Origin of the sequence: Pseudofrankia sp. DC12, assembly GCF_000966285.1 — a bacterium.
GTDB lineage: Bacteria > Actinomycetota > Actinomycetes > Frankiales > Frankiaceae > Pseudofrankia.
Genome location: NZ_KQ031391.1, coordinates 1123500 through 1139304, shown reverse-complemented (window position 1 = coordinate 1139304; position 15805 = coordinate 1123500). Strand labels below are relative to the sequence as shown.

The window sequence follows — 15805 nt, the reverse complement described above, 5'->3', positions numbered from 1 at the left end:
GCGGCTGGCGGATCACCCTGTCAAGTAGCTGCGACCCAGGACGCGATGACCGTCCGTCAGCCGGGCCGCTGCGCCGGGGCGGCTCGGTCTGCGCGTCGCGGCACCGCCCGCGGGGGTGCCGTGCGGGCCGGGCGGGACGGTTGGGGCTCAGCAGGCGAAGTGCAACGGCAGGCCCGGCCAGGGCCACGGGAAGGAGTACAGAATGCCGCGGCCCGCCGAGCAGAGGAACGCCGTGTCGCCTTCGGGGCCGCCGAAACAGATGTTCGTCACGAACGGGTCGTGCTCCGGGGTGGCGAACTCGCGTAGCACCTGGCCCTCGGGGCTGATGACCGTGACGCCCGACTTCCCGAGGTTCGCCACGCACACGTTGCCGGCTCCGTCGATCGCGAGGCCGTCCCAGTGGTGCTCGCCGCCGGTGGAGTACAGCTCGGCCCTCGCGGCGAGAACGCCCGGCGCGGTCACGTCCCAGGCGAGCACTCGCCCCGAATAGGTCTCGGAGACGTAAAGCCTCGTACCGTCGGGAGAAAGACCCATGCCGTTCGGGTAGGAAAGGCCTTCCGCGACGACCTCGATTGTGCCGTCGATAGGGTCGGCGTAATAGATGGCGCCGTGCGTGGTATCGACGAGATAGCAGGATCCGGCGGCGTCGAAAACGATGTCGTTGAGGTTTCCGATACGGCTTCCCGCCACGTGGGTGAACACGACCTCGACGTCGCCGGTCTCGAGGTCGACCCGCTGGACGTAGCCGCCCGCGTTACCCTCGGCGTGGTCGACGGGGAAACGGATGCCGTCCTCGGTGGTGAACGCCAGCCCACCGTCGTTGCAGACGTAGATCGCTCCGTCGGGACCGGCGGCGGCTCCGTTGGGGCCGCCGCCGCAGTGGATCGGCGTGACCGTGCCGTCCGCCGCGACGCGGGTCAGCGCACCACCCTCGATCTCCACCACGAGGACCGAACCGTCGGCGAGGGCGATCGGTCCTTCGGGGAAACGCAGCCCGCTTGCTAAGACTTTCATTCCGAACCTCCGGCACGGCTCGACAGCGATGGCGAGGCCTGATCCTCGCATCCGCCGGGCGCCGGATGTCGGTCTACGGAGGTCCGCTGGTCCGCGGCCGGAAGGCGGCGAGCAGGCCGGGCGCATGGGGCTGGTCGACGAGCCGCGGGAGAAGGTTCTCGCCGTGCTCGAGGCCCAGGGTGCGATGTTCGCCGAACCCGGCCACCGGGGCTGCGCCTTCGTCGCCGCCAGCGCCGCGGCACCTCCCACCGGCACGATCGACGACGACGCCACCGCCTTCCGCGGCTGGATTCGGGCGTTGTTCGTCGACCTGGCTACCGCCGCCGGCGCACCCGATCCCACCACGCTGGGACGAAGGCTGCACCTGCTCTACGACGGCGCCAGCCTCTCCGCCGGATGGACCGTGACCCCACCGTCGTGGCCGACGCCCGCGCGGCCGCCGAGACGTTGCTCGACGCGGCCCTCCCCGGCTGATCGGAGCGGTCGCGGCCGCGCCGCCAGGAGGCCGGCCCGACGGGTCGACGGGCCGGATCCGTGCTCTCGTTGTGGGAATCGGGCGCCCGGGGGCGGGCCTCGCCGGAGGTGGCCGGATGCGAGAGAACCTGCTGGATGCCTGGCGCACCATCGTGCCGGCGCGCGACGACCCGTCCGGGCCGCTTCCGGCGCTGCTGGTCGTGCTGACCTTCGTGACCGGACTGGTCGATGCGTTCAGCTATCTGGAGCTTCGGCATGTCTTCGTCGCGAACATGACGGGCAACGTCGTCTTTCTCGCATTCTCGCTGGGCGGGTCACGCGAGTTCGTCTGGTGGGCCTCACTGCTCGCGATCAGCGCGTTCGTGGTGGGTGCGCTGGCGGGCGGCCGGATCGCGCACCTCCACGGCGGGCACCGAGGCCACCAGCTGTTCGTCGCGGTCAGCGGACAGACGGTACTGGTCGTGCTCGCGTTCGTCCTCGATGTCACCCTGGCCCGTCCCTACTCGGATGGCGCCGCGACGGCGATGATCAGCCTGCTCGCTGTCGGCATGGGTCTTCAGAACGCGACCGTCCTGACGTTGGCCGTGCCCGGCCTGACGACGACCGTGATGACCCGGACGATCACCGGCATCCTGGCGGACACCGCCGCCAACGGGAGTGGGAACCGCCAGATCGGCCGGCGAGTCGTGTCGGTCGGGTGCCTGTTCGTCGGAGCGCTGACCGGCGCGATGGTGATCGAGCACGGCCACGGCCGATGGGAGCTGCTGATCGCGGTCGCCCTGCTGATCGCGGTCGTCGCCGCGACCGCCCGCGTCCACGCGGCGACCGGTGGCTGGGCGAACAAGCGGTCCTGAACAGGGCCTGGGCCAGGGCCGGTCCGCGCGGGATGCTCTCATAGCGATATGCGGACACCTGGGAGCGGCGCGGCGACGGGCCCGGAGATCGACGGCGCTGAGGCGGGCGCCCGGTGAGGACCAGCCGGCTGGAGGCCTTCAGCGACGGCGTCCTGGCCATCATCATCACGATCATGGTCCTGGAGCTGAAGGTTCCCGAGGGGGACACGTTCGCCGACCTTCGGCACACCGCAGGCAAGGCCCTGCTCAGCTATGTGCTCAGCTTCGTCTACGTCGGCATCTACTGGAACAACCATCACCACATGTTCCAGCTGGTCCGCCAGGTCGCTGGCGGGGTCCTGTGGGCAAACCTCGGGCTGCTGTTCTGGCTCTCGCTCTTCCCGTTCACCACCGCCTGGATGGACGAGACAGACTACGCCCGCACCCCGGTCGTCATCTACGGGGTGAACCTGCTTTTCGCGGCGATCGCCTATTTCGTCCTGCAACAAGTGATCATCCGCGGCCAAGGGGCTGAGTCCCAGCTCAGGCAGGCTGTCGGCCGGGATCTCAAGGGCAAGCTGTCACCGTTGTTCTACCTTGCCGGCATCCTGTCCGCGCAGTTCGTCAGCACCCCGCACGAGCTCGGTGTCGCGATCGCCATTGGCTGCTACGTCCTCGTCGCCCTCAGCTGGATCGTCCCGGACCGCCGCATCGACCGGGCCGTCCGTGAGTTCGGCTCCCCGGACTGACGTCGCTGGCCGCGTGAGACCGGAACCAAGGACAGGAGAACGAGCGATGGTGACGACCGGGACCCGGGTGGTGCCGTTGGAACTGTTGCCACACCTGCGGCGGGTCCGGGACCACATCGACCGGCACTACCGGGAGCCGCTGGACCTCGACGAGCTGGCCAGGGTCGCGGCCGTGTCGAAGTACCACCTGGTCCGCTGCTTCGAGGCCACCTACGACGAGACGCCGATCCGTTACCTGACCCGTCGCCGGATCGAGCGGGCCCAGGACCTGTTGCGCCACGCCAACCTGACCATCACCGAGAGCTGCATGATGGTCGGTTTCGCGAGCCTTGGCTCGTTCTCCGCGCGCTTCACGCAGCTTGTCGGCGAGAGCCCGACGGCCTACCGGGACCGCTGGGCCGCCCGCGGCGCCCCGCATGTTCCCGGCTGCTTCCTGTTCATGCGCGGCTCGATGGACCTGCGCGGCACCGCCGGCGGCAGCGATCCCGCCGGCGGCGCGACCGGCCGTGCCGACCGGTGATCGGCCTCGGGACATGCGCAATCTCGGAGAAGCCCGAGCCGGACCGGCTGCCCTAGGCTGAGTTCATGATCACAAACATCTCGCTGGTGACCAGCTACTGCCTCGACCAGGAGAAGGCTCGCGACTTCTACGTCGACGCGCTCGGCTTCGAGGTCCGCACCGACGTGACCATGGGTGAGGGCTTCCGCTGGCTGGAGGTCGGCCACCCGAGCCAGCCGGAGCTGACGATCACCCTGATGATCCCCGGCCCGCCGCTCGACGCGGAGGCCGCCGACTTCTACCGCCGCCAGCTCGGCAAGGGCCAGCTCGGCGGCCTCGGCCTCAAGGTCGACGACTGCCGCAAGACCTACGAGGAACTGAGCGCCAAGGGCGTCGAGTTCGTCCAGGAGCCGGCCGACCGTCCCTACGGGGTCGAGGCCGTCATCCGCGATGTCTCCGGCAACTGGCTGGTGCTGGTGGAGCCCAAGGCGTTCAGCCCGGCTGACTTCGGCTGACCGCCGCGGCCGTCGTCTCAGCCGGCCCGCGAACCGGGCTGGCCTGGACCCGCCGAGCCCGCGCGGCCGCGCGCCGGGTGGCCCGGACGCGGGCTGCCCGGCGCCAGTCGTGACGCGGGTGCCCACCGAGGCCGGCCGCCGTGGCGACGGCCTCCGGTCCCTCGCCGGCCGCGATGGCCGACTCGCCGGAGCGGACGGTCATGATGCCGGCCAGGACGAGCAGGCCGCCGACCAGCTGGACTGGTCGTGGCAGCTCGCCGAGCAGCAGCCAGGCGAACACGAGCGCGGAGAGCACCTCGAAAAGGGAGACGAACGAGGCCAGGCGGGGCCCGAGCAGCCGGCTGGCGGCGATCCCGGCCCAGTAGGGCAGCGCGCAGGTCACCAGCCCGAGAAGCGCGACCGGCAGCCACCACGGCATCGTCAGGTTCTGATACCTGACCGGCCCCGTCGACATCGCCATCGGCACGATGCCGACAACCCCGGCCGCGAGCAGACCGAGAGCGCCCACGACCAGAGCGCCGGCGGCCAGCACGATCGGCGGCAGCCCGGTGTCGTCCGCCGCCGACAGGACGAAGTAGATCGCCGCGCCGACCATCGCTCCGGCCGCCCACAGCACGCCGATGAAGCTCACCTGCAGGCCGGCGACCAGGTCGAGAACCCCCACCAGTCCGAGCGCGCACAGCACGGCGCCCAGGACGGTGCGCGACCCCGGCCGCTGGCCCCGCCGGGCCCACAGCCACAGCACCACGGCCACCGGCGAGGTGTACTCCAGCAGCAGTGCCGCGGAGACCTCCATGTGCATGACGGCGTTGAAGTAGCAGAGCTGGCAGCCGGCGATGGCGATGAGCCCGTAGGCGATGATCAGGCCGACGTTGCGCCGCAGCAGCCACCAGCGCCGCCGCAGCGCGACCAGGGCCGGCCCCAGCAGCGCCAGTGCCGCGAGCGTCACCCTGGCCAGGACGGCGGCTCCGGCGGTCCAGCCGGAGTCCAGCAGCCCGCGGGCGAGCGCCCCGGAAAGCCCGAACGACCCGGCCGCCACCAGCGCCAACGCCGTCCCGGCAGCCGGCCCGCCGGCCACCCTCGCCGCCCGGGCTCCGCCCGAGCCCTGGGCCGTACCCGTCTCGCTACCCACGCGCCGCCGCCTTTGTGTCATGTGTCAAGGACCCCGTGGCTCATGACGGTATGGGGCGGAAGTGTAATATGTCAACATGCTGTTCGCTCATGACACCGAGGCGTCGCTGCTTGCGGCGGTGTGGCTGGTCAACTCGGCCGAGCATCCGGACACCCTGGAGACGGTCGGACAGCTGGACGACTTCTTCGACGAGTTCCACTACACGGGCCGCCGGGACGACGACGAGGTCGAGCTCGCGGCCGTCCGGGCGCTGCGCGCCGACCTGCGCCGGCTGCTCACCAGTGACCGCGACGACGCCGCCGAACTGGTCAACCGCCTGCTCGCCGCCGCCCACGCCGTCCCGCTGCTCGTCCGCCACGGCGGCTTCGACTGGCACGTCCACGCGATCTCCCCCGACGCGCCGTTCGCCGAACGGATCATGGTCGAGACCGCGATGGCGATGGTCGACCTGATCCGCGCCGACGAGCTGTCCCGGCTGGCCGTCTGCGCCGCCGACGGCTGCGACGGCCTGGTCATCGACCTCTCCCGCAACCGCTCCCGCCGCTTCTGCTCCACCACCTGCGGCAACCGCGAGGCCGTCGCCGCGTACCGCGCCCGCCGCTCGACCCAGAAGGTGCCCGGAGGCAGCCAGTGAGCCGGCGAGGGTGGTTGCTGTTCGCCGCGATGAGTGTGATCTGGGGAATTCCGTATCTTCTGATCAAGGTCGCGGTGCAGGACGTGTCGGGGCCGGTGATCGTGCTGGCGCGCACGGCCGTCGGAGCGTTGGTGCTGCTGCCGGTGGCGCTGCGCGACCGGCCCGGGCTGGCGCAGGTGCGCCGGCACTGGAAGCCGATCGTCGCGTTCGCCTGCATCGAGATCGTCGGGCCGTGGATTCTGCTCTCGGACGCCGAGCGGCGGCTGTCCAGCTCGCTGACGGGCCTGCTGATCGCGGCGACGCCCGTCGTCGCGGTGGTGCTGAGCCGGTTCGCGGGTGGCGCGGAGCGGGTCACCCCGGCGCGCTGGCTGGGCCTCGCGGTCGGGACCGGCGGCGTGACCGTGCTCGCCGTCCCTGGCATCAGCCATGTCGGTGTCTGGCCGGTCGCCGAGGTGCTGATCTGCGCGGTCTGCTACACGGTCGCCCCCATGATCGCCGCCCGGAAGCTCGGCGACGTGCCGCCGCTGCCGATGACCGCCGCCTGCGTGTCGCTCGCGGCGCTGGTCTACGTAGGCCCGGCGATCGCGACCTGGCCGCACGCCATGCCCAGCGGGCGGGTCCTCGGCGCGCTGGCCGGTCTCGGGCTGGTGTGCACCGCGACGGCGTTCGTGCTGTTCTTCGCGCTGATCCGCGAGGCCGGCAGCGCCCGCTCGGTCGTGATCACCTACGTGAACCCGGCTGTCGCGGTGGCGGCCGGCGCGGTCATTCTCGGGGAGCCGCTGACCTGGACCATCGGCGCCGGCTTCGCGCTGATCCTCGCCGGCTCTGTCCTGGCCACGAGCACCAGCCGACTGCCCGACGAGGCGACGCTGGCGCCGACGCCAGCACTGGCACCGACTGGCTGTCGCGGGCCGCGCGGCCGGCTCACGGTCCTACGCCGGCCCGCCCGCTGACCGGCTGGCTTGCTGACCACGGCCCCGAAACGGGCGTGGAGGTCCACTTCGCGGATCTTGCCGCCGGCGTGGCGGGAGAGGGGATCGACGATCTGGGAGCCCCATTCTGGCCCCGCGATCGCCCGCGGCACGCGTCAGCGTCCGCCTTCCGGCGCCGTTCCGTGTGCCGTCAGCGTCCGAGGCGGGCGCGGACCTCGGGGCGACGCAGCGGCGGGACCGTGGCCGGCGGCTGACGGCGGGCCGGCAGTGCCTCCAACAGCCGGTGGACCGAGGCCGCGACCTCGGCCGCCGCCGTCTCGAAGGCCTCGGCGGCCCCAGGCGGAGGCTGCCGCAACCCGCTGACCTTGCGGACGAACTGCAGCGCGGCCGCGGCGATCTCCTCGTCGGTCGCCGGCGGTTCCAGCCCTCGTAGCTCAGTGATGTTCCTGCACATACGTCCACGGTAGGTCCGAGCACCGACAGGCCGGGTCGCGGCGCGGGGGTCACCGGGGCGGCGAGGCCCCGTCGACCGGCGGGAAGACGTCGAGGAACGCCGCGCCAGGCCCGGCGAGCGGGTCGTTGAAGTACTCGTGGCCACCGAGCAGCGCGAACAGTGCCACAGGCAGGCGGACGGCCAGGCGGCGCAGCCTGGCGGGCGCGGAACGGCCGCGCAGCTGGGAGCCGTGGGCGGCGAGCGCCGCCCGCTTCCGCCGGGCGAACCGGCCGACGTCGACCCGGTACGCGATCTCCCGGCGGGGCGTGAACATCGGCGGGTTCGGCGAGTAGGCCCGGTCCAGGTCGCCGGCCGGCCGATCGCCCGGCTGCTGACCCGACGCGGGGCCGTGCGGACGACTCGGCCGCAGGGACGCGAGAAGCCGGGCGAGGCGGACGCCCCGGTCCACGGTCTCGCGGGGGAGGGTCGCCTCCAGCACCCGCACGCCACCAGCGAGTTCGGCCGCGCGGGCGCCGACCTCGTGGACGCGGACATGGTCACGGTGGCCGTAGCCGCCGCGGGCGTCATAGCTGACCAGCACGTCAGCCGCCTCGGCCCGCAGCACGGCGGCCAGCCTCCCGGCCGCCTCGTCGAGATCGGCCCGGGCGAACCGCCGCCGGCCGACCGGGTCCGGGTAGAGCAAAGCCCCGTGCCCACTGTCGGCGTAGCCGAGATACTCGACCTGGGCGACCCCCAGCGCCGCGGCGCTCGCGGAAAGCTCGGCGAGCCGAGCCCCGGCCGCCGGCCCATCGCCCATGTCCCCGTCCGTCGCGACCACGATGACGACCCGGTGGCCCGCCGTGGCCAGCAGGGCCAGCGTTCCCCCGGTCCACAGCGCCTCGTCGTCCGGGTGCGCGTGGAACGCGACCACCGTCGCCATGGCGCCGATCCTGCCAGGCTGCCAGCCCGGTCCGGCGCTCGGGCGGGTGGCATCAGGGCCTACGGGCGACCGCGGACCACAGCGGCATCGGGGGCCGGGCCGGCGCCGGGGCCGGGGCGCATGAGAATCCCGGCCCGTCGGTCAGCGGTGGCATGGCTGAGGATCAGGTATGGCTGTGTTCAGCCCGGCGGTGCTTGCTGCTCCGGCGCGACGTGCCCACCCACCCCCGCCGGTCGGTGCCTGCCTGTCGGCGAACGCCCGGTGACCCGGGCGTACCGGGCCAAAGTCGCAGAGCATCGGGCCAGGTGGGGCAACCTACTCCTCGCCGACGGGGGACAGGTTGTCGTAACGCTGGTGCGCGAACGGGATGACGTCCTCCTGTGGCAGGCGGCGCACGATCGCGCCGGTCTGGACGCTGGACCGCTCGGCGATCTCGATCCCGACGAGGCGACGGACCGGCAGGTCCGCGACCGGGTCGAACCGGGACTCTCGCAGGATGACCTCGCCGTCGACCCTGAACAGCGCGCGGGTCTTCTCCCGGCGCTGGACGTGCACCAGGCCGGGGTCGTCGTCGAAGCCCTTGCCGTCCGGGGCGGGCTGGAACTTCAGATAGAAGCTGGTGCGCACCCGGTCGGCGGGCAGCGGCAGCGCCTCGACGAGCCTCCCGTCGATCTCGACATAGGTGACGCCGAGCCGGGCGAACGAGCCGGTCAGCCGCGTGCCGACGGCGAGCTCGCCGTCAAGGTCCAGGCGGACGCCGGCGATCTTCTTGGGTTCGCCGAACGTCTCCCGGCCGCCGATGACGGACTGTTCGGTGGACATCGGCATCGTCAGCGCGTAGTCGCCGGTGATCCCGTCGTGGCCGGCGCCGACGGCGAACGTGCCGGCGCCGAACGGCGGCAGGTCGCGGATGTCGACCCGCGCGATCGTGACCCGGACGTGCTCCGGCACGGACGCCACCAGCGGAGGGGGTAAGACGGCCGCGACGAGCGCGGGGTCGGTCTCGTAGATCGCGACCAGCGAGGTCGCCCAGGTGCCGACGGAGGTCGCCTCGACCTCGCGGTTGCGCAGCTGCTCGGGGGTGCGGGCGCCATATCGGATGCGGGTGGCCACGGCGTCTCCTCCTGGGGATCGCGATCGTCCTGGGACCTGGTCGTCACGGACGGGGTGGATCAGTTGGCGGGGGTGCCGTAGCCGATCAGGGCCGGACACTGCTCGGCCTCGGCCGGCAGGGACGCGGGTTTCAGCGGCTCGGCGATCTCGGCGACGGTCGGGCCGCACCGGTCGGCGACCGGCCGCAGCGCGTCGAGGTCGAAGCCGTACGCGGCGGCGGCGTTCGTCGCGAGCATCCGCTCGACGTCGACCGGGTCGACGCCGGCGAACGCGGCCCGCAGCGCCTCCCGCGAGAACGGGTGGCTGCCCTCCCGGTGTGGGTAGTCGCTGCCCCACATGATCTTGCCGAAGCCGACCTGGCTCGCGGCCGGCATCTCGTGGCCCCGGATGAAGCTCGCGCCGATCGACACCTGCCGGGCGAAGTACTCACTCGGCGTGCACGACATCCGGCCGACGAGCTCCTGGCCCCAGACGGCCTCCTGCGAGCCGGACCGGTCGGTGCCCATCCGGTCGAAGAAGTAGTCGAGCCGGGCCAGCTCGGCCGGGATCCACGCGGTGCCCTGCTCGGCCAGGATCAGCCGCAGCCCGGGGTGGCGCTCGAGCACCCCGCCGACCAGCAGGTGTGAGAAGGCCCGGTGCGCCCACCAGGTGACCTCCAGCAGGAGAATCACCTTGTCCTCGGCGCGTTCGCCGGCCGGCGGCGCGGCCGATCCGGCGTGGTGGTTGACCGGCAGGTCCAGCTCGGCGCAGACCGCCCACAGCGGCTCGTAGTACTCGGGGTCGTAGAGCGCCGGCACCCCCGACCCGGGCGGCGCCCCCGGCAGCAGCACCCCGCCGGTCAGCCCGTTCTCCTTGGCCCACCGCACCTCGGCGACGGCCGCGGCCACGTCGTGCAGCATGATCTGCGCGATCCCGGCGCGCCGGCCCGGGGCGGCGGCGCAGAAGTCGGCCATCCACCGGTTGTGGGCGCGCAGGCCGGCCCAGCGCCGGTCCAGGTCGCCGGAGTTCGGCGCCGGCGGCTGCTCGACCAGGGAGCTGTTCGGGTAGAACGGCGGCACCGTGTTGGGGTAGATCACCTCGGCGACGATGCCGTCGGCCTCCAGGTCGGCCAGCCGCCGGGACGAGTCCCAGTTTCGCGGGCCGAGGTCGCCTTCGAGGTCCGAGTACGGGTTGACGTAGTCGCGGGCCCAGGCGTCGAAGTCGTCGAGGAAGCGCTTCTCCAGGTACGGGCGGTAGCCGAGAATGCTGCCGCCCCCGTGGCAGTCGGCGGAGATGACGACGTACCGGTCGTCGGGCGCGAGCCGCGTCCCACTCATTCGGCGACCCCCATCGGCAGGTCGTCGCCGGTCAGCCAGTGCCGGCCCGCGGCTTTCGCGCGAGCCCAGCTGGCGATATTGGCCGCGTCGTCGGTCTGGCCGAGGCTCTCCGGGGTGACCGCGAGCCGGTCGGCGATGGGCCGCAGCTCGTCGAGGTCAAACCCGAAGACCTCGGCCGCGGCCGCGCCGAGCATCCGGCGGGTCTCGTCGACCGGCACGTCGTGGAAGGTCTTCTTCAGCCATTCGCGCGACCGTGGCCAGGTGCCCTCGGGGTGCGGGAAGTCGTTTCCCCAGAGCATGTTGTCGACGCCGATCTCGTAGCGCATCCCGATCTCGCGCCGCTTGGTGTTCGACGAGCAGATGAAGATGTTCCGGTCGAAACAGTCGCTCGGGGCCATCGTCAGGTCGCCGAGCGAGCCGAGCTTCTCCGCACCCTTCGAACCGAGGTACAGCCGGTCCCAGAACCACAGCAGGTTCGCCACCCACCAGCAGCCCGCCTCGGCGACGCCGAACCGCAGCCGGGGGAATCGTTCGAACACGCCCGACCAGAGCAGGAACCACATCGGGCGGGCCGGCCACCAGGTCACCTCGGTGACGTAGATGCCCAGGTGGTCGCCGTAGCTCTCCTTGTCCGCCGGGCCGGAATGGGTCAGCACCGGCATCTCCAGGTCCTGGCACAGCGCCCAGACCGGGTCGTAGCGCCGGTCGTGGTACGGCTCCTGGCTCATCCACATCGCCGGGATCATCACGGCCCGCAGTCCCGATTCGTGGGCCCGGCGGATCTCGGCCAGCACGTCGTCCAGCGGGGCCGTGATCTGCACCAGCGCGACCCCGCGACGGCGCTGCGGCGAGCCGGCGCACAGCTCGGCGAGCCAGCGGTTGTGCGCCCGGGCACCCGCGAGGCCGAGCGCCGGGTCGAGGTCACCGGAAAGCCCAAGCCCGGTGCCGAACGGCGCGCAGGTACGGCTTTCCACGGCGTCCGCGTCCGGGAAGATGATCTCGGCGCAGATACCGTCGGCGTCCATCTCCTTGTTGCGCCGCCCCGCCTCCCAGCCGCCCTCCAGGCCTTCGGCGTTCTCGGTGAACCATTTCCGCGCGAACTTCTCGTCGGTCACGCCCCTGCGGCGGATCTCCTCGACCGCGGCCGGGCGGCCGGCGAGGAACTCGTCGAATGCCGGGTGGAACTCCTTCTCCAGATAGTCCCGGTACTGCTCGGTGGGTAATCCCGCGTGGCTGTCGGACGAGATGACGACGTACGCGCTGGTGTCATGCGCGCTTTCGGGGTTGGGCATGGGGATGTCCCTCCGGCTCGGCCGGCCGCATCGGCGTGACGGCGGGCCCTGTCCGCCGCCCGATCAGGGAACCTCCTTGCATAAAGCGTGTCAATGTTTGCACTATGCAAAATCGTGCGACTAGAGTGCGGCGCATGTCGTCCCGCCCGTCGCCGCAGACCGACCGGGTCGTCGCGGTCGTCGAGATGCTCGCCGGCGCGGCCGGCGGCCTGAGTCAATCGGAGATCGCCCGGCGGCTCGACGCGACGCCCGCGACCTGCTACCCGACGCTCGCCGCCCTGGAGCGCGCCGGCTGGCTGCGCCGCCACCCGACCCGGCGCACCTACGCGCTGGGACCCGGCCTGATCGCCGCCGGCCAGGCCGCCGCCGCGGGAACCGACGCGCTGTCCGCCGGGCGTGCCCTGATGGCCGACCTGCACCGCCGGCTCGGCCTGTCCGTCGTCGCGCTCGTCCCGGCCGTCGAGTACGCGACCGTCGCGCACCTCGTCGTCGACCCACACGGCCCGCGCCCGGTCGCGACACTGCGGGTCGGCGACCGCATCCCGTTCCACCCGCCGCTCGGCGCCACATTCATGGCCTGGCAGCCCGACGCCGTCGTCGATGCCTGGCTGGACCGCGGCGCGCAGGACGCCGCCGACCGCGCGCAGTACCGCGAGATCCTCCCCGTCATCCGCGCCCGCGGGTACTCCGTGGAGCTCGCGGCCTCCCTCGACGAGCGCATCCGCCGCCAGGTGGGCGCGGCCGCCGCGGCCAACCTGCGGGCCCAGCTACCCGCGCTGCTGTGTGAGCTCGCCGCCCACCTCCCGCACCCGGCCGACTTCGTTGCCGGCGAGCTCGACCCGGCGGCCACCTACCGGGTCGACTCGCTCTCGGCCGCCGCCTTCGACGCCCATGGCGAGGTGGCGCTGATCCTCTCGCTGCGCGGGTTCGACGCCGACCTCACCGGCGCCGAGGCCGCCCACGTCGGCGCCGCCCTGCGTACCGCCACCATCGCCCTCACCGCCGACACCGCGGGCCGCCACCCGCCTCCGCGCACCCCTGAGAACCAGCCACAGGCTCTGGCGACGACCGGGCTCTGTCTCAGGCACGCAGATCGCTTTGGACGGGGATGACCGGCCTGATACTGTCTGCTCGGACAGTGGTTGAGTCGTCAGTGTCCGACCGAGCAGCCCTGGCTGGGTAGGGCTCGCTTGCGATGGAGCGGAGGGATCGCTGTGGCTGGGCTGGACGGATGCTGGGGCCGCGCCGGACGAGGACCGCGATGGCGGATCAGGTGCACGGCTGGGCTGCCACGCGGGACCACGTCGGAGCCGGTGGGCCCTGTCCTGTGGGGCGAATACGTCCTGTTGCCGCAGGTGCCGCCTGATCATGTTGCGGCCCTGCGTGCCCTGCTCCACGATCCGGGCGGTGCGGGCGGTGCAGGCGTCGAATCTGATTGTCAGATTACACTGGCCCTCATGAGGACCATGACGGCGACCGAGGCATCGCGGCGGTTCTCGGACCTGCTGGATGCGGTCGAGGCCGGCGAGACCATCACGATCACGCGCGGGAACCGTCGGATCGCCGAGATCGGGCCGGCGCGTCGTCGGACCGGCGCGGACCTGGACGCCGCGCTGGCTGGTACGACGCCGCCGGACGACGCGTTCCAGGAGAGCATCGCCGCCGCGATCGCCCTGCTCAGGCCGTATGAGGGTGACCCGTGGGCAGACGCCTGATCCTGGACACAAATCTCCTGATTGATTACGAACGCCGAGTCATCGATCGTGCGGCCCTGGACGACGACGAGATCGCCATCGCGGGCGTCACTCTGGCGGAGTATCGCGTGGGTATCGAACTGGCCAGCACCGCGCCGCGTGCCACGGACCGGGCTCGAACCTTGGCGGCGATGATGCCGAACCTGGAAGTGCTGGCCTACACGGAGAGCACGGCGGTGCATCACGCCCGCCTGCTCGCCTGGGCCCGCAGAAGCGGGCGACCGCGGGGGGCGCACGATCTGATCATCGCGTCTCATGCCGCCGAGACCGACCGGGTGATCGTGAGCAGCGACGCGAAGGCGCGGTTCGCGGATCTTCCAGGCGTCCTCGCCATCGAACCGTCGTAGGTCGGCGGGTGCAGCGGCCTTCCCGCCGGTCGGCGGCCTACCGGCCCCAGTGGTTGGAGTCGGCCGGGACGGGCCAGGTGGCCTGCGGGGTGGTGGAGCGGGTCGGATCCTCCCCGGAGAGCCTGACCAGGCCTTTGGTGCCGCCCAGGTCGCAGACGGCGTAGAGGGCGAAGGTTCGGTCGCCGGCGGTGCGGTGGGCCCAGCCGAGCACGTCAGTGACGTCGGTGTCGGTGATCTCGAACTCGGTGGCGGTGGGCGCGGCGTTCGAGTGCGCCGGACGGGTCCAGAATTGGACGCGGTACGACGGCTGGTCGATCTCCCAGCCGACGTCCCGGACGTCGATACGGCGCACTCGCACGATCCGCAGGCTAACGGCGAATGTCGGCCGATCCGCCGAAGCGCGCGGTGTCGGGCAGGGTGAGCCCCCTGGGAGGACGCGCGCACAGCAGGGCCCAGGCCGCGAGCGTGTTCACGTCCTGGATGGTCGCCGGAGGCGAGAAGCTCGGCCCACTCGTCGAATCCGATGCGCCGGGCGACCAGGTCCTGCTCCTCGACCAGCAGCTCGCGCGGCCCGGCGGCCAGCTTGGACGCGACCCAGACCTGGCAGCCCTGCGTGCGTCACTTACGGATAACTAGGTGTGGCTCGGCGAAGCAGTGTTCTCGGGTTCCGGTGCGGTCACGCTCGCCCCGCTGTGCCATCGGGCTCATTCGTCTGGTGGGAGGCCGGAGGAGTACCGGCGAGGGAGGTGTAGACGACGACGTTGGATCGGTAGCTTCGTGCTTTGGGGTCGAAATCGCCGCCGTAGGTGACGAGTTGCAGGGCGCTGTAGCCGTGCGAGCCGTATACCTGGCGAGCCGGGAACTGTGTCTTCGGATAGGTCGCCACGGCGTCGACGAGGAACCGGGCGACCGTGCAGTCTGCGCGGGTCACCGTGACCTGGTCGCCGGCCTGCAGGGATCGCAGCCGGAAGAAGACGGCCGGGCCCTGTCGCGAGTCGACGTGTCCCAGGATGACCGCCGAGCCCACTTCGCCGGGCGACGGTCCGAGCCGGAACCAGCCCGGTTCTTGGGCGTTGTCGGGTACCTGTACCGTCCGGTCGGCGTTCAGCCCGAGTTGGGTCAGCGGTGCGTCAAGGCCGATGGCCGGGATGCTCAGGGCTACCGGGATCGAACGGGCTAGCCCTGGTTGCCCTGTGCCGGGTGCGATCTCCCGGGTCGGACCGGTGGTGGCCGGTCGGGCGGCCCAGGGCCTGACGGAGCACCGGTCTGCGGGGAGGAGCCGCGCAGGACGGCACCGAAGCAGCCCAGCGCGATGAGAAGCAGCCGCCCAAGGTGATCGAGCCGTCCCGCGCGGCGGCCGGGTGGCCCGTCCCGGCGGGTGTGACGTCCCGGCGGGTGTGACGTCCCGGCGCGGCCGCTGACGCCGTCGCGCCTCGTCGGGCGGGACGCGGAGATCGGCGAACTACGCCAGGCGTTCACCGACGTGATGGCCGGCCGGTGCAGCGGGGTGCTGCTCAGCGGCGTGCCCGGGGTGGGCAAGACGTCGCTGGCGGCGGTGGCATCAGCGGGCAGGTACGGCGCGACACCGAGCTGGCGCTGGCCAGGCACCTGGCCCGGCGTCCCGAGTTCGTCGCCGCCGCGGCGCAGCAGTACCTGCGGGTGGCCGCCGACGCGGTGCACGCCGTCGACGAGCGGCGCCGGATGGGTGCGCTCTTCCGCCGCGCGGCCGTCGAGGCGGTGGTCCTCGGCGACTTCGCGCTGGCGGAGCGGTTCCTGACGGCCACCCTCACCGCGGGCACCAGGAGGCCATCGTCACCGTGAGCGTCGG

Annotated in this window: 21 protein-coding genes; 11 read left to right on the top strand and 10 right to left on the bottom strand. The window is 72.1% G+C overall.

What is annotated here, in order from left to right:
- Positions 1-147: 147 nt before the first annotated feature.
- Positions 148-1014: an SMP-30/gluconolactonase/LRE family protein gene (locus tag FRADC12_RS04690; protein ID WP_045875705.1), complete on the bottom strand. Its 867-nt coding sequence runs from the start codon at positions 1012-1014 to the stop codon at positions 148-150.
- A 73-nt stretch (positions 1015-1087) separates the two neighbouring features.
- Positions 1088-1219, bottom strand: a complete 132-nt coding sequence (locus FRADC12_RS33735; RefSeq protein ID WP_255355167.1) for a hypothetical protein — start codon at positions 1217-1219, stop codon at positions 1088-1090.
- 385 nt (positions 1220-1604) lie between these two features.
- On the opposite strand from FRADC12_RS33735, the gene FRADC12_RS04680 reads away from it, so the two are divergent.
- From FRADC12_RS04680 to FRADC12_RS04665, 4 genes are all read left to right on the top strand, one after another.
- A complete protein-coding gene (locus FRADC12_RS04680) occupies positions 1605-2342 on the top strand; it encodes a YoaK family protein (RefSeq protein ID WP_045875704.1) in 738 nt (245 codons plus the stop codon).
- A 113-nt stretch (positions 2343-2455) separates the two neighbouring features.
- A complete protein-coding gene (locus tag FRADC12_RS04675; RefSeq protein ID WP_045875703.1) occupies positions 2456-3070 on the top strand; it encodes a TMEM175 family protein in 615 nt (204 codons plus the stop codon).
- 46 nt (positions 3071-3116) lie between these two features.
- On the top strand, positions 3117-3590 hold the full coding sequence (locus tag FRADC12_RS04670) for a helix-turn-helix transcriptional regulator (protein WP_045875702.1): 474 nt from the start codon (positions 3117-3119) through the stop codon (positions 3588-3590).
- A 65-nt stretch (positions 3591-3655) separates the two neighbouring features.
- The gene (locus tag FRADC12_RS04665) at positions 3656-4084 is read left to right on the top strand and encodes a VOC family protein (protein ID WP_045875701.1); all 429 of its coding nucleotides are present in this window, start codon (positions 3656-3658) and stop codon (positions 4082-4084) included.
- Here the strand turns inward: FRADC12_RS04665 and FRADC12_RS04660 are convergent.
- The gene (locus FRADC12_RS04660; protein ID WP_198152771.1) at positions 4062-5216 is read right to left on the bottom strand and encodes an EamA family transporter; all 1155 of its coding nucleotides are present in this window, start codon (positions 5214-5216) and stop codon (positions 4062-4064) included. The two genes, FRADC12_RS04665 and FRADC12_RS04660, sit on opposite strands and share 23 nt — an antisense overlap.
- A 76-nt stretch (positions 5217-5292) precedes the next feature.
- On the opposite strand from FRADC12_RS04660, the gene FRADC12_RS04655 reads away from it, so the two are divergent.
- Both FRADC12_RS04655 and FRADC12_RS04650 read left to right on the top strand, forming a co-directional pair.
- Complete coding sequence (locus tag FRADC12_RS04655) at positions 5293-5850, top strand: CGNR zinc finger domain-containing protein (RefSeq protein ID WP_045875700.1); 558 nt, start codon at positions 5293-5295, stop codon at positions 5848-5850.
- On the top strand, positions 5847-6803 hold the full coding sequence (locus FRADC12_RS04650) for a DMT family transporter (protein ID WP_045875699.1): 957 nt from the start codon (positions 5847-5849) through the stop codon (positions 6801-6803). Before FRADC12_RS04655 ends, FRADC12_RS04650 begins: the two co-directional genes overlap by 4 nt.
- A 169-nt stretch (positions 6804-6972) precedes the next feature.
- On the opposite strand, the gene FRADC12_RS04645 is transcribed toward FRADC12_RS04650, so the two are convergent.
- From FRADC12_RS04645 to FRADC12_RS04625, 5 genes are all read right to left on the bottom strand, one after another.
- A complete protein-coding gene (locus FRADC12_RS04645) occupies positions 6973-7236 on the bottom strand; it encodes a DUF2277 domain-containing protein (protein ID WP_045875698.1) in 264 nt (87 codons plus the stop codon).
- Positions 7237-7285: 49 nt separating this feature from the next.
- Positions 7286-8155: a PIG-L deacetylase family protein gene (locus tag FRADC12_RS04640; protein WP_045875697.1), complete on the bottom strand. Its 870-nt coding sequence runs from the start codon at positions 8153-8155 to the stop codon at positions 7286-7288.
- Positions 8156-8470: 315 nt separating this feature from the next.
- Positions 8471-9268, bottom strand: coding sequence for an acetoacetate decarboxylase family protein (locus FRADC12_RS04635; protein WP_045875696.1), 798 nt, complete (start codon positions 9266-9268; stop codon positions 8471-8473).
- 59 nt (positions 9269-9327) lie between these two features.
- Complete coding sequence (locus FRADC12_RS04630; RefSeq protein WP_045875695.1) at positions 9328-10584, bottom strand: amidohydrolase family protein; 1257 nt, start codon at positions 10582-10584, stop codon at positions 9328-9330.
- Entirely contained in the window at positions 10581-11876 is a 1296-nt protein-coding gene (locus FRADC12_RS04625) for an amidohydrolase family protein (RefSeq protein WP_045875694.1), read from the bottom strand. The genes FRADC12_RS04630 and FRADC12_RS04625 overlap by 4 nt, the downstream gene beginning before the upstream one ends.
- Positions 11877-12010: 134 nt before the next feature.
- Between FRADC12_RS04625 and FRADC12_RS04620 the strand changes: the two genes are divergently transcribed.
- The 3 genes from FRADC12_RS04620 to FRADC12_RS04610 all read left to right on the top strand — a co-directional run bounded on the left by FRADC12_RS04620 (position 12011) and on the right by FRADC12_RS04610 (position 13977).
- A complete protein-coding gene (locus FRADC12_RS04620) occupies positions 12011-12988 on the top strand; it encodes an IclR family transcriptional regulator (protein ID WP_232303611.1) in 978 nt (325 codons plus the stop codon).
- Positions 12989-13342: 354 nt separating this feature from the next.
- On the top strand, positions 13343-13591 hold the full coding sequence (locus FRADC12_RS04615) for a type II toxin-antitoxin system Phd/YefM family antitoxin (protein WP_232303610.1): 249 nt from the start codon (positions 13343-13345) through the stop codon (positions 13589-13591).
- Positions 13576-13977, top strand: coding sequence for a type II toxin-antitoxin system VapC family toxin (locus FRADC12_RS04610; protein ID WP_045875692.1), 402 nt, complete (start codon positions 13576-13578; stop codon positions 13975-13977). The genes FRADC12_RS04615 and FRADC12_RS04610 overlap by 16 nt, the downstream gene beginning before the upstream one ends.
- A gap of 37 nt (positions 13978-14014) precedes the next feature.
- Here the strand turns inward: FRADC12_RS04610 and FRADC12_RS04605 are convergent, their stop codons facing one another.
- Positions 14015-14329: a hypothetical protein gene (locus FRADC12_RS04605; protein ID WP_045875691.1), complete on the bottom strand. Its 315-nt coding sequence runs from the start codon at positions 14327-14329 to the stop codon at positions 14015-14017.
- A 65-nt stretch (positions 14330-14394) separates the two neighbouring features.
- Between FRADC12_RS04605 and FRADC12_RS30860 the strand changes: the two genes are divergently transcribed.
- Positions 14395-14613, top strand: coding sequence for a hypothetical protein (locus tag FRADC12_RS30860; RefSeq protein ID WP_157488691.1), 219 nt, complete (start codon positions 14395-14397; stop codon positions 14611-14613).
- A 40-nt stretch (positions 14614-14653) separates the two neighbouring features.
- Here the strand turns inward: FRADC12_RS30860 and FRADC12_RS04600 are convergent, their stop codons facing one another.
- On the bottom strand, positions 14654-15184 hold the full coding sequence (locus FRADC12_RS04600; RefSeq protein ID WP_255355240.1) for a class F sortase: 531 nt from the start codon (positions 15182-15184) through the stop codon (positions 14654-14656).
- A gap of 279 nt (positions 15185-15463) precedes the next feature.
- Here FRADC12_RS04600 and FRADC12_RS30855 point away from each other — a divergent pair, with 279 nt between their 5' ends.
- Entirely contained in the window at positions 15464-15754 is a 291-nt protein-coding gene (locus FRADC12_RS30855) for a hypothetical protein (RefSeq protein WP_502685229.1), read from the top strand.
- Positions 15755-15805: the final 51 nt, after the last annotated feature.